Annotated in this window: 12 protein-coding genes; 7 read left to right on the plus strand and 5 right to left on the minus strand. The window is 69.5% G+C overall.

The features are described from left to right. Positions 1 to 107 precede the first annotated feature (107 nt). Positions 108 to 2597: an alpha-L-arabinofuranosidase C-terminal domain-containing protein gene (locus tag ACH5AO_RS22400; RefSeq protein WP_398927257.1), complete on the plus strand. Its 2490-nt coding sequence runs from the start codon at positions 108 to 110 to the stop codon at positions 2595 to 2597. A 44-nt stretch (positions 2598 to 2641) separates the two neighbouring features. Beyond that, a complete protein-coding gene (locus tag ACH5AO_RS22405) occupies positions 2642 to 2950 on the plus strand; it encodes a hypothetical protein (RefSeq protein ID WP_398927259.1) in 309 nt (102 codons plus the stop codon). A gap of 213 nt (positions 2951 to 3163) precedes the next feature. On the opposite strand, the gene ACH5AO_RS22410 is transcribed toward ACH5AO_RS22405, so the two are convergent. The 5 genes from ACH5AO_RS22410 to ACH5AO_RS22430 all read right to left on the minus strand — a co-directional run bounded on the left by ACH5AO_RS22410 (position 3164) and on the right by ACH5AO_RS22430 (position 7678). After that, positions 3164 to 4054 (minus strand): S-4TM family putative pore-forming effector, encoded by an 891-nt coding sequence (locus ACH5AO_RS22410; RefSeq protein WP_398927261.1) that lies wholly within the window; start codon positions 4052 to 4054, stop codon positions 3164 to 3166. Beyond that, positions 3949 to 4599 carry a hypothetical protein gene (locus ACH5AO_RS22415; protein WP_398927264.1) on the minus strand — a complete coding sequence of 217 codons (651 nt, stop codon included), beginning with the start codon at positions 4597 to 4599 and terminating at the stop codon, positions 3949 to 3951. Before ACH5AO_RS22415 ends, ACH5AO_RS22410 begins: the two co-directional genes overlap by 106 nt. A gap of 282 nt (positions 4600 to 4881) precedes the next feature. Next, positions 4882 to 5565 carry a hypothetical protein gene (locus ACH5AO_RS22420; RefSeq protein WP_398927266.1) on the minus strand — a complete coding sequence of 228 codons (684 nt, stop codon included), beginning with the start codon at positions 5563 to 5565 and terminating at the stop codon, positions 4882 to 4884. Next, positions 5544 to 6551: a hypothetical protein gene (locus tag ACH5AO_RS22425; protein ID WP_398927268.1), complete on the minus strand. Its 1008-nt coding sequence runs from the start codon at positions 6549 to 6551 to the stop codon at positions 5544 to 5546. The genes ACH5AO_RS22420 and ACH5AO_RS22425 overlap by 22 nt, the downstream gene beginning before the upstream one ends. Positions 6552 to 6739: 188 nt before the next feature. Then, positions 6740 to 7678 carry a hypothetical protein gene (locus tag ACH5AO_RS22430; protein ID WP_398927270.1) on the minus strand — a complete coding sequence of 313 codons (939 nt, stop codon included), beginning with the start codon at positions 7676 to 7678 and terminating at the stop codon, positions 6740 to 6742. A gap of 367 nt (positions 7679 to 8045) precedes the next feature. Here ACH5AO_RS22430 and argC point away from each other — a divergent pair, with 367 nt between their 5' ends. The 5 genes from argC to ACH5AO_RS22455 are packed head-to-tail and all read left to right on the plus strand — an operon-like array spanning position 8046 to position 12876. Further along, positions 8046 to 9074: an N-acetyl-gamma-glutamyl-phosphate reductase gene (gene argC / locus ACH5AO_RS22435; RefSeq protein ID WP_398927272.1), complete on the plus strand. Its 1029-nt coding sequence runs from the start codon at positions 8046 to 8048 to the stop codon at positions 9072 to 9074. Continuing rightward, the gene (gene argJ, locus ACH5AO_RS22440) at positions 9071 to 10222 is read left to right on the plus strand and encodes a bifunctional glutamate N-acetyltransferase/amino-acid acetyltransferase ArgJ (protein ID WP_398927274.1); all 1152 of its coding nucleotides are present in this window, start codon (positions 9071 to 9073) and stop codon (positions 10220 to 10222) included. The genes argC and argJ overlap by 4 nt, the downstream gene beginning before the upstream one ends. Next, positions 10219 to 11127, plus strand: a complete 909-nt coding sequence (gene argB / locus ACH5AO_RS22445; protein WP_398927276.1) for an acetylglutamate kinase — start codon at positions 10219 to 10221, stop codon at positions 11125 to 11127. The genes argJ and argB overlap by 4 nt, the downstream gene beginning before the upstream one ends. Beyond that, positions 11124 to 12329 carry an acetylornithine transaminase gene (locus ACH5AO_RS22450; protein WP_398927278.1) on the plus strand — a complete coding sequence of 402 codons (1206 nt, stop codon included), beginning with the start codon at positions 11124 to 11126 and terminating at the stop codon, positions 12327 to 12329. Before argB ends, ACH5AO_RS22450 begins: the two co-directional genes overlap by 4 nt. A gap of 7 nt (positions 12330 to 12336) precedes the next feature. Then, positions 12337 to 12876, plus strand: a complete 540-nt coding sequence (locus ACH5AO_RS22455; RefSeq protein ID WP_398927280.1) for an arginine repressor — start codon at positions 12337 to 12339, stop codon at positions 12874 to 12876. The last annotated feature ends 123 nt before the right edge of the window (positions 12877 to 12999 follow it).

Consider the following 12999-nt stretch of genomic DNA (forward strand, 5'->3'; position numbering starts at 1 on the left):
CGTGCTCCTGCCTCCTCCCTATCTTGCCGTTCGAAGTGCTGACCAATGACCGATATACCGAACAGCTCCCAGAGTCATCCACTCCCAGAGAGAGCCGCCGAGTGTCCATGTCACGCACAGCACGCCACCGCACCCGCCTCAGACTCGGTCTCACCGCCACCGCGCTCCTGACGGCCGCCGCCCTCGTCCCCGCCCCCGCGCACGCCGAGGACGCCGCCGACTACACGATCACCGTCGACCCGGACGCCGAGGGCGCGGAGATCGACGACACGATGTACGGCGTCTTCTTCGAGGACATCAACCGGGCCGCCGACGGCGGTCTGTACGCCGAACTCGTGCAGAACCGGTCCTTCGAGTACTCCACCGCCGACAACGGCTCCTACACCCCCCTGACCTCCTGGTCGGTGGGCGGCACGGCCGAGGTGGTGAACGACTCCGGCAGGCTCAACGAGCGCAACCGCAACTACCTCTCCCTGGCCGCCGGTTCGTCGGTCACGAACTCCGGCTACAACACCGGCATCCGGGTCGAGGAGGGCGAGCGGTACGACTTCTCCGTGTGGGCCCGCGCCGAGACCGCCACCACCCTCACCGTCACGCTGAAGGACGCCGCCGGCGAGCTCGCGAAGGCCCGCAAGGTGGCCGTCGAGGGCGGCTGGGCCAAGTACGAGACCACCTTCAAGGCGTCCCGCACCAGCAACCGCGGCCGGCTCGCCGTCGCCACCACGGACGCGGCGGCCCTCGACATGGTGTCGCTGTTCCCGCGCGAGACGTACAAGAACCAGCCCAACGGCCTGCGCGAGGACCTCGCCGAGAAGATCGCCGCGCTGAAGCCCGGCTTCGTCCGCTTCCCCGGCGGCTGCCTGGTCAACACCGGCTCCATGGAGGACTACAGCGAGGCCTCCGGCTGGCAGCGCAAGCGCTCCTACCAGTGGAAGGACACCGTCGGCCCGGTCGAGGAACGCGCCACCAACGCCAACTTCTGGGGCTACAACCAGAGTTACGGCCTCGGCTACTACGAGTACTTCCGCTTCGCCGAGGACATCGGCGCCATGCCGCTGCCCGTCGTCCCCGCCCTGGTCACCGGCTGCGGCCAGAACAAGGCCACCGACGACGAGGCGCTGCTGAAGCGGCACATCCAGGACACCCTCGACCTGATCGAGTTCGCCAACGGCCCGGCCGACTCCACCTGGGGCAAGGTGCGCGCCGAGATGGGGCACCGCAAACCCTTCGGCCTCACCCACATCGCCATCGGCAACGAGGAGAACCTGCCGCGCGAGTTCTTCGCCCGCTTCCAGAAATTCCGGGCCGCCATCGAGGCAGAGCACCCGGACATCACGGTGATCTCCAACTCCGGCCCCGACGACTCCGGCACCACCTTCGACACCGCCTGGCAGCTCAACCGCGAGGGCAAGGTCGACATGGTCGACGAGCACTACTACAACAGCCCGCAGTGGTTCCTCCAGAACAACGACCGCTACAACTCCTACGACAGGAACGGCCCCAAGGTCTTCCTCGGCGAGTACGCCTCCCAGGGCAACGCCTGGAAGAACGGCCTCGCCGAAGCCGCCTTCATGACCGGCCTGGAGCGCAACGCCGACATCGTCGAACTGGCCTCGTACGCGCCGCTGCTCGCCAACGAGGACTACGTCCAGTGGTCCCCGGACATGATCTGGTTCAACAACCACGCCTCCTGGGGCTCGGCCAACTACGAGGTCCAGAAACTGTTCATGACCAACGTCGGCGACCGCGTGGTCCCGTCGGAGGCGAGCACCACCCCGGACGTCAGCGGCCCCCTCACCGGAGCCGTCGGCCTGTCGACGTGGGCGACGAGCGCGGCGTACGACGACGTGAGGGTGACCGCCGCCGACGGCACGACGCTGCTGAGCGACGACTTCTCCGGTGACGCCTCGAAGTGGACGCACCAAGGCGGCGGAAGCTGGAGCGTCCAGGACGGGCGGTACGTGCAGACCGACGAGGCCGCCGAGAACACCCTGGTCACGGCCGGGGACCCGGCCTGGCACGACTACGACCTCCATGTGAAGGCCACCAAGAAGGCCGGCAAGGAGGGCTTCCTCGTCGCCTTCGGCGTCAAGGACACCGGCAACTACTACTGGTGGAACCTCGGCGGCTGGAACAACACCCAGACCGCCGTCGAGCAGGCCTCGGACGGCGGCAAGTCGACGCTGATCTCCAAGGCCGGCTCGATCGAGACGGGCCGCGCCTACGACATCGACGTCAAGGTGCGGGGCCGCCAGGTGACCCTCTACCTCGACGGCCAGGAGTGGGGCGGCTTCACCGACGACAAGCCGGCCGAGCCGTTCCGCCAGGTGGTCACCGAGGACGCCCGCACCGGCGACCTGATCGTCAAGGTCGTCAACGCCCAGCCGTCCGAGGCCCGCACCGCGATCGACCTCGGCGGCGCGAGGGTCTCCTCCAAGGCCCGCGTGACCACCCTGGCCGCCGACGCCGACGCGGTGAACACCGAGACGGACACCCCGGTCACCCCGGTGACCTCCACCTTCCGGGGCGTCGACAGCGCGTTCACGTACACCTTCCCGGCGCACTCGGTGACGTTCCTGCGGATCGAGCGGCGGTGACCCGCCGGCCCGCCGGGAGACCGGCGGGCTAGGCTCCCGTACCCATGAGCGTCGTGAGGGTCTGGAAGGGGGTGCGGCGGGCCGACAGGTCCGTCGCACCCTTCGTCGTGGCGGGCGACGTCCTGGTGGGCGGCGTGCTCCTGTGGCTGGCGATCGGCGGGATCGGGAACCCCGCCACCCGCGAGGAGGAGACCGCCGCGCAGGACCTGGCGCTGCGGATCTTCGGCTGCTGGCTGCTGGGCGGGGCGGCGCTGTTCGCCGTGCTCGGCATGGCCCGCTCCCTGCTCGGACACCTCGCCGCCCTGCTCCTCACCCCCCTCGTGATCGCCGCCGCCCTGTTGGCCCTGGCCTGATCCCCGCCGCCGGCGGTGTGACCGAGATCTTTACTTGGCGGATCGTGTTCTGAGATGCAGAGGTCAGGAGCGCGTAGAGAATTCTGTTTGGCGGATCTTGAGAGGCCTAGTTGGCGGACCTTGAGATTTCGGCGTTCACTGTGCGTGAGTGAGTGCGCCGCTCTTAGTCGCGGTGGGTCGGGTGGGCGGGCTGGGAGTATCCCGCCCAACGAACTACGCGGGTGGGGGTGTGTTTTGCGCGAGGCGGACGCGGTGGCCTTCTGCGGTGTCGCCGAAGTCGCGTTCGTCGTCGTCGCGGAAACGCTTGTAGAACCACTCGGGTACTCGGGTGGTGTCCAGGCGGGTGCGAAGTACGCCGTCCTGCACGTCCCGTGCAACGCTTCGAAGGCGGCACCATTCGTCGTCAGGGACGGGGCCTGGGCGTCCGCTGTGTAGCTCGGTGTTGACGACCTTGGTGAGTCGGTCGCGTTCGTCAGCCACTTTGCGTTGGCCGGACCAGATTTCGTAAGCGATCTGGTAGACCGCCAGGGATGGGACGAAGAAGCTGAGGAGAGTGTCGCCCAGAGTGGCGTCCGCGACCACCAAGCCGGCGAGGAACCCGATGGCGGCCCACAGCAACGCAACGGAAGCGATGACGTAGCTATAGCGACGGCGAAGGCGAGCGTCCCAGGCGAGGTTCTGTTCCTGAGCAATGAACACGTCGTAGGGGTGGTGGACGTTGTGGGTGGGGTCGTACCAACCGTCAGTGATGCGCTTGTCCTTCGGGCCGCCTCGGGGGAGCTTGCGCGCGAGACGGCGGACGTCGGGTTCGGGGATGGGGTCGCCTGCAACGGTGGCGCGCCACGGCAAGTGGAACAGGGCGACGTCGAACATTTCTTGGGGCAGGGCGCCCTGGCGGGTGGTGCTCCCGGCGAGGCCCTTGAGTAGGAACGCGGAGACGACGGACCAGAAGAACCCGACGATCGAGACGACTGTCCGGCCGTGGCCGGACAGCGTGATCAGGACACCGGCGGCGGCGAGCAGAACGGCGGCGGTGACGCGCACAGCTTCGAGGCGCTGGCCGCGTTGGTGGCTTGCCGACGCGGCGCGCTGGAGAAGCAACATGTCGTCATCGCGCGCCCCTCCTGGCCACCGATGATCGTGAGCAGCTGGTCCCGCATGCCCAGCAGATCCCTCACCGGCCGACGACGCGATGACAAGTGGTCAAGGACGCTCCAGACGTGCGGGCGCCAGCCCGCGATCACCGAGTATTGCCAGCCGCAAGCCGCCGCCATCTCCCTGGCCGCCGCGAACTTCAGCGCGGCCTCGTCCTTGAACAGTCCCATCGGGCGTACGTCCATCAGCCAGATCCCGCCGCCGATCACGGCCAAGTAGTCCGGGATGTGCCAGGACGATCCGCTCTTGTGCGCGAAGTCCAGCCGGAAGGGCTGCGACAGCACCTCCGAGGCCCCCAGGAAGTCCAGCGCGACCAGCAGCCGCATCTCCTCCAGCGACTCGAAGCCGTGCCCCCTGCCCGTGGACGCCATCACCTCCAGGCCGGGACGATGCCGCTGCTTCGCCCGCCATGTGAACCCCCGCATCGGCCGCGACGACAGCACCGGAACATGAGCCACGTCGCCGACCGGCCAGCAGACTTCATCGGCACCCACCCGCCACGTCGAACTCCACCGACAGATCCAGCCATCCGCGAGATCGAGTTGATCCCGAAATGCGGCATCCCCGCTGTACCCCGCGACAAGCTCATCGAGGCGACTCGAGTCCGAGCGGATCCTTGGCCTGGCTACCTCGCTCACTCACCCAGAGCATCACCACCAGCATGGCGACAGGGCCCGATCTTCGGAACTGATCACAACTGTGACTTAGCGCTGCAATTTGGCCCCTGTGGCAACCCGAACGCTCAGCGGCGGGACCGAGGGCTCGGCGTTCGGGGATCAGTTGCCGGCCAGGCCCCATGCATCGAGCCCGCCGTAGATATGCGCCCTCAAGCAGTGGGGGGCGCTGAAGCCTGAGGCTTCGCCGCGGTAGATGGCGATAAGCGAGTCCTTGCCCCGCCACCAGGTGTCAGCGAGTCCCTGGACTTCGGGTACCGGCTCGAATCCGTCGAGGTTCAGGTCCTCGACGGCGCTGCCTTTGATCTTCGTGATGGTCTTGGCCCAGTAGCCCGCGTGGCTGGCCAGTGCCAGGGCTTCCACCCATCCCTCTGTGCTGGCGTGCAGCGGCGTCCAGTGGTCAGCGTCGATCCCGAACTCACCTCCTGGTCCGGTCATGAACCCGTGGGCCATGGAGACGCGACAGTCGCCGGCCGGGAACCGCCATCCGTTCGCGGTCGAGCCCTCGGGGGCATCGGCTTCCAGAACGCGCGGGCCGCCCTCGTATTCAGGGGCCGGGGGCAGGGCGAGACCGCCCCAGCGCTCTTGGAAGGCGACAGCACGGTCGATCTCGGCATCCGGAATCCCTTGCTTGAGCCATGCCTCCCGGAAGGGCTTGAGGTCGCGGTGTGGAACACGCAGCCCGTGTCCCTCGACGAAGTAGCGAGCTCGCCGGCTCAAGCCCTCAGGCGCCTGAGGAATCACCGGCACTCGGGGGTCCGCCGTCACGGTTGCTGCCCCCCGCATGGAGAGGTCGGTACGGCCGGGTGCGGCGGTGCCGACGGCTGCTGAGCGCTGGACCAACGGACAGGGGCGCCGCCGGGGCCGCCGGTGAGCCAGGAACCGTCGCCCAGGGGCACCAGCTCGTACGGGTTGCTCGCCTCAACGGTGAACTCGCCGCTGAGGGTGCCCGTGCGTACGTCGACCAGGTGGTGACGGAACCACTCCTCCTTGTCCTGGTTCTCACCGCCGAGGGTGACGATGGCCGTGTCCTCGGTCAGGTAGCCGCCGCTCCATTCCACGAAGGACTCCTCCGGGTCGTACCCGAAGGCTTCGACGGGGAGGGTGAAGAGCACGTCCCCGTTGGGGTGGTCGTGGAAGGCGACGTCCGCCTGCCCGTGGTCCACGGTCATGAACTGACGCCCGGACGGAGCCAGGTCGATCAGGCAGCGGTCCTGCCACGGGTACGTCACGAACTCCGGCTCGCTGTCCACCCCGACCGTGCCCCGGAGAATGACAGAGCCGTCCTGGCCCTCACCGATATTGAGGTAGATGCTGCCGTCCACGGGATGCACATGGTGGGAGGCGCCGTGCCCGACCGTCTCCAGCTCGCAGCGGGCGAGCACCACACCGTTGTCGGCATCGTGCACGACCCACTGGTCCCCGCCCCCGCGGCCCGCCATCGCGTCCGGCCGGTAGACCCACACCGTCCGACCGTCCCGCGACAGCACACAGCCAGGCCAGTGGCCATGGCGTACGTCAGAGCGCGGTTCGAAGTCCGAGGCCCACATGAGGTCGCCGGCGCGCGTAAGGCAGACGACCTCGTTCAGCGTCGTGTACACGACCCGCTCCAAATCCTGCCGGACCACCGACGCTACGACCTCCTCGTCATCCCGCGGTTGGAAAACCGCTGTGGGCTCCAGCGTCCCGTAGACGCCGGAGCCCACAACGTAGGCGTGGATCCGCCCGTCGCGGAGACGCGTGATGACCTTCGGTGGCGGCTCAGGAATCATCCGCTGAGGCTAACGCCCAGCTCAGGAACCTCAAGAGCCGGGGCGGTGGGCGCCCGAGTCGGGTAGTCGGGCCGAGCACGGTAGTTGGCCGACCGGTTGCTCAGAACAAGGAGTCCCAGAGGACCTCTTCCGGGTCAGGTTCTTCTGGGTGGAGCATGCAGCGTCTGCAGCGCAGGAGTCCTGGTTCGTTAGCACCCGAGGCGGCGCTCATCCACGGCAGGGCCTCCATGGCGTGTGCGCGCGTTGTCGGCGAGGGTGTCGACGGCTTGGCGGAGTTCCTCCGGTGCGGATTGGTCGGTGAGGCAGAGCCAGCCGACCGCCGCCGACAGACGGACTTCGGGGGCCTCCGCTCGGTCGTGCCACCGTTCGCGCAGCCACCTGACAGTCGGCGGGTACGGGTGGGCCCGGGTGATCTCGGCGGCGGCCAGGAGCAGGGCGGCGCGGACCATGGCGTCGCCTTCGGTGGCGAATCCGTTGGCCAAGGCAGTCCGGATGGTGTGGGCGGGGTCGGCGGCGGTCGCCAGGACGTAGGCGGCGTCGACGCGGACGGTGGGGTCGGAGTCTCCAAGAAGGGGCAGGAGCGCGGTGGTGGCGGTGGTGATCGCGGCTCGGGCGGCGGCCACCGACCAGCCGGCCGGATAGCCGGTCACCTCGTAGCCGTAGTCGTCGTGGGTATCGGGGGCGTGGCGCCGGGGATCGTTGCGGTGGAGGAGGAATTCCTCGCGAGAGGCGACGCCGTGGTGCCTGGCACGGGCGGGGCCGGAGAGGACTGCGAGGGCGGCAGTGCGGTGTGGGTGGCGGGCGTTGATGGCGAGGGGAATGAGGAACGGCACGGCAAGGGCAGCGGCGGCCCGGCTGTCGTCGGCGCACAGGCCCCACAGCACACCCGTCGCATCCACGACCGGTTCGCCGCCAGCGCGCAGGAGGGAAACCGCCTCCCGGACGTCGTACCCATGGGGGAAGTTACCCCACGGGACGGCATCCAAGTCCAAGGCCTGTCGAGGCTCGGACAGGATGCTGGCCACCGCCGCCCGCACGTCGAACGGACCCCCCGAGAACGAGGCCAGGTCCGCCCCGTCCGTCACTTTCCGACACATCTCGAACGTCGGATCGGTCCGCCAGTCCACGTCACACCCCAACTGTCGAATCCCCGGAACTTGATCATGGCTGGCCCGGCGGCCCACCGGAAGCCTCTCGGCGGTGATCCAGCGGCTCGTACGGGGCCACCCATCATGCGCAGGGGCCAACCGGAATGCTCAAGGGCCACCTACCGAGCTCAGTCACAGGCAGGCACAGGCTAGCTGCAACGCTCAAGGGCCAACGAGAGCGCCAAGTCTCAACAACGCAGCGTTACCGAAGCAAGATCCGCCAACTACTGCGCTCGTCCGCCAAGTAAAAATCTCGGTCGCAGGCGGCCGCGGGATCGTTTCAGGACTGCATTGCATAAACGTGCATGGAAACGTATAGTCATGCCATCCAGGAGGAGGGTTTTCCATGGCGGTACGTGCGGCGGTGGCCGGAGCGAGCGGATACGCGGGCGGTGAGCTGCTGCGTCTGCTCCTCGCGCACCCCGGGGTCGAGATCGGTGCCCTGACCGGCAACTCCAACGCCGGGCAGCGACTGGGCGCGCTCCAGCCGCACCTGCTGCCGCTGGCTGACCGCGTACTGGAGCCGACCACGCCCGAGGCGCTCGCCGGGCACGACGTCGTCTTCCTCGCGCTGCCGCACGGCCAGTCCGCCGCCGTCGCCGAACAGCTCGGCGACGAGGTGCTCGTGATCGACATGGGCGCCGACTTCCGGCTGAAGGACGCCGCAGACTGGGAGACGTTCTACGGCTCCCCGCACGCCGGCACCTGGCCCTACGGCCTGCCCGAACTTCCGGGCGCCCGCGCCGCGCTGGAGGGGTCCAAGCGCGTCGCGGTGCCCGGTTGCTACCCCACCGCCGTCTCCCTCGCCCTCTTCCCGGCGTACGCCGCCGGCCTCGCCGAACCCGAGGCGGTGATCGTCGCCGCCTCCGGCACCTCCGGCGCCGGCAAGGCGCTCAAGCCGCACCTGCTGGGCTCCGAGGTCATGGGCTCCATGTCCCCGTACGGCGTGGGCGGCGGCCACCGGCACACCCCCGAGATGATCCAGAACCTCAGCGCCGCGGCGGGCGAGCGGGTCTCCGTCTCCTTCACACCGACCCTCGCGCCGATGCCCCGCGGCATCCTCGCCACCTGCACCGCGAAGGCGAAGCCCGGCGTCACCGCCGAGTCCGTGCGCGCCGCCTACGAGAAGGCCTTCGCCGACGAGCCCTTCGTCCGCCTGCTCCCCGAGGGGCAGTGGCCGGCGACCGCGTCCGTCCACGGTTCCAACGCCGTTCAGCTCCAGGTCGCGTACGACGCCGCCGCGGGCAGGATCATCGCGATCAGCGCCATCGACAACCTGACCAAGGGCACCGCGGGCGGTGCCGTCCAGAGCATGAACCTCGCCCTGGGCCTCGACGAGGCCACCGGGCTGACGACGATCGGAGTTGCGCCGTGAGTGTGACGGCAGCGAAGGGATTCACGGCGGCGGGCATCGCCGCCGGGATCAAGGAGAACGGCAACCCCGACCTGGCCCTCGTGGTCAACAACGGCCCCCGCCGCGCCGCCGCCGGCGTCTTCACCTCCAACCGCGTCAAGGCGGCACCCGTCCTCTGGTCCGAGCAGGTGCTGAAGAGCGGGCAGCTCACCGCCGTCGTCCTCAACTCCGGCGGCGCCAACGCCTGTACGGGACCGAAGGGCTTCCAGGACACCCACGCCACCGCCGAGAAGGCCGCCGAGGTGCTCGGCACCGGCGCGGGCGAGATCGCCGTCTGCTCGACGGGACTCATCGGCGTCCTGCTCCCCATGGACAAACTGCTCCCCGGCGTCGAGACCGCCGCCGCCCGGCTCTCCGAGCACGGCGGCGAGAAGGCCGCCATCGCCATCAAGACCACCGACACCGTCCACAAGACCTCCGTGATCACCAAGGACGGCTGGACCGTCGGCGGCATGGCCAAGGGCGCCGGCATGCTCGCCCCCGGCCTCGCCACCATGCTCGTCGTCCTCACCACCGACGCCGACCTCGACAGCGCCACCCTGGACAAGGCGCTCCGCGCCGCCACCAAGGTCACCTTCGACCGCGTCGACTCCGACGGCTGCATGTCCACCAACGACACCGTGCTGCTGCTCGCCTCCGGGGCCTCCGCGGTCACCCCGGAGTACGAGGAGTTCGCGGAGGCGGTACGGCAGGTCTGCGACGACCTCGGCCAGCAGCTCATCCGCGACGCGGAAGGCGCCAGCAAGGACATCAAGGTCGAGGTGATCAACGCCGCGACCGAGGACGACGCCGTCGAGGTGGGCCGCTCCATCGCCCGCAACAACCTCCTCAAGTGCGCCATCCACGGCGAGGACCCCAACTGGGGCCGCGTCCTCTCCGCCATCGGCACCACGAAGGCCGCCTTCGAACCCGACGAACTCAACGTCGCCATCAACGGCGTCTGGGTGTGCAAGAACGGCGGAGTCGGCGAGGACCGCGACCAGGTCGACATGCGCTACCGCGAGGTCCACATCGTCGCCGACCTCGCCGCCGGCGACGCCACCGCCACCATCTGGACCAACGACCTCACCGCCGACTACGTCCACGAGAACAGCGCGTACTCGTCATGACCAACGGACCCACGCGGAAGCACACCGCGCTGCCCAAGGCCCAGATCCTCATCGAGGCGCTGCCCTGGCTCACCCGCCACCACGGCAAGACCGTCGTCATCAAGTTCGGCGGCAACGCCATGGTCGACGAGGACCTCAAGGCCGCCTTCGCCCAGGACGTCGTCTTCCTGCGCCACGCCGGCCTCAAGCCCGTCGTCGTGCACGGCGGCGGCCCCCAGATCAGCCGCGCGCTCGACCGGCACGGCATCGTCAGCGAGTTCAAGGCCGGCCTGCGCGTCACCACCGAGGACGCCATGGACGTCGTCCGCATGGTGCTCGCCGGACAGGTGCAGCGCGAACTGGTCGGGCTGCTCAACCGGCACGGCCCGCTCGCCGTCGGCCTCACCGGCGAGGACGCGCACACCCTCACCGCCACCAAGCACCGGCCCGAGATCGACGGCGAACTCGTCGACATCGGACGGGTCGGCGAGATCACCGACATCGACACCGGCGCGATCGAGGCCCTGCTCGCCGACGGCCGCATCCCGGTCGTCTCCTCGATCGCCCGCAGCCAGGACGACCACCATGTCTACAACGTCAATGCTGATACGGCGGCTGCGGCACTCGCTGCTGCACTGGGCGCCGAGACCCTCATGGTCCTCACGGACGTCGAAGGACTCTACGAGGACTGGCCGGACAGCGACGAGGTGATCAGCCGCCTCACCGCCTCCCAGCTCGAGAAACTCCTGCCGGAGCTGTCCTCCGGCATGGTGCCGAAGATGGAGGGCTGCCTGCACGCCGTACGCAACGGCGTCACCACCGCCCGCGTCATCGACGGCCGGGTCCAGCACTCGATCCTGCTGGAGATCTTCACGGACGAGGGCATCGGCACGATGGTCGTGCCCGACGAACAGGGGGAGTCGTGACCAACGCAGAACTCACCGCACGGTGGCAGGGCGCGCTGATGAACAACTACGGCACACCGCGCCTGCCCCTCGTACGCGGCGAGGGCCCGAAGGTCTGGGACGCCGAGGGCACGGAGTACCTCGACCTCGTCGGCGGCATCGCGACCAACGCCCTCGGCCACGCCCACCCGGCGATCGTCGAGGCCGTCAGCCGGCAGATCGGCTCCCTCGGCCACATCTCCAACTTCTTCATGGCCGAGCCGACCGTCGCCCTCGCCGAACGGCTGCTCCGGCTCTTCGGCCGGGACGGCAGGGTCTTCTTCTGCAACTCCGGCGCCGAGGCCAACGAGGCCGCCTTCAAGATCGGCCGACTCACCGGACGGACCCACGTCGTCGCCACCGAGGGCGCCTTCCACGGCCGCACGATGGGCGCCCTCGCGCTCACCGGACAGCCCGGCAAGCGGGAGCCGTTCCAGCCGCTGCCCGCCGACGTCACCCACGTGCCCTTCGGCGACGCGCAGGCGCTGGCCGCCGCGGTCACCGAGGAGACGGCCCTGGTGATCATCGAACCCATCCAGGGCGAACTCGGCGTCGTCGTCCCGCCCGCCGGCTACCTGAAGGCGGCCCGCGCCATCACCGCCGCCACCGGCGCGCTGCTCGTCCTCGACGAGGTGCAGACCGGCATCGGCCGGACCGGGCACTGGTTCGAGTACCAGGCCCACGAGGGTGTCCTGCCGGACGTCGTCACCCTCGCCAAGCAGCTCGGCGGCGGCCTGCCGCTCGGCGCCACCGTCGCCTTCGGCCGCGCCGCCGACCTGCTCCGGCCCGGCCACCACGGCACGACCTTCGGCGGCAACCCGGTCGCCTGCGCCGCCGGACTCGCCGTCCTCGACACCATCGAGGACGAGGGGCTGCTGGAGAACGTCAAGCGGCAGGGCGAGAAACTCCGCGACGGGATCGAGGGATCCGGCCACGCCTTGATCGACCATGTCCGGGGCGCGGGCCTCCTCCTGGGTATCGTGCTCACCGAGCCGCTCGCGCCCCAGGTGCAACAGGCGGCTCAGGACGCCGGATTCCTCGTGAACGCGCCCGCCCCCGACGTCGTACGGCTGATGCCGCCGCTGAACCTCGGGGACGACGCGGTGGACGCCTTCCTCGGGGCACTGCCCGGCATCCTGGACCAGGCCGGTACGGCGGGCGGGGAAGGACGATCCGGAGAATGAGACGACGATGAGCCAGGAGCAGGACCAGGGCCAGCAGGCCGGGCCCGCCGTGCCGCAGACGCGCACCGCACGCCACCGCCGGATCGTGGACATCCTCAACCGGCAGCCGGTGCGGTCGCAGAGCCAGCTCGCGAAGCTGCTCGCGGACGACGGACTGAGCGTCACCCAGGCGACGCTGTCGCGGGACCTGGACGAGCTGAACGCGGTGAAGATCCGCAACACCGACGGCGACCTGATCTACGCGGTGCCGAGCGAGGGGGGGTTCCGCACCCCCCGGGCACCGCTGGGGGGATCCGCGAAGGAGGAGCGGATGCGGCGGCTCTCCCAGGAGCTGCTGATCTCCGCGGAGGCCTCCGCGAACCTGGTGGTGCTGCGCACCCCGCCCGGTGCCGCGCAGTTCCTGGCCTCGGCGATCGACCAGGCGGAACTGCACGACATCCTCGGCACGATCGCCGGCGACGACACGCTGCTGCTGATCAGCCGGGAACCGGCGGGAGGGCAGGCCCTGGCCGACCACTTGCTCCGCCTGGCCCAGAACGGCCACTGAACGCTCCGCGGGCCACTCCGGTACGGCCCCCCGTTATGTTCTTCGCGGTCCTGCAAGAGGGCCGCTGGCCTCCGGGCCCGGCATGACTGTGTCCCCCTGTCGAAGGCATGACCTGGGGGGTGG

The organism is Streptomyces sp. NPDC018964 (genome assembly GCF_044390325.1).
In the GTDB taxonomy this organism is placed as follows: Bacteria; Actinomycetota; Actinomycetes; order Streptomycetales; family Streptomycetaceae; genus Streptomyces.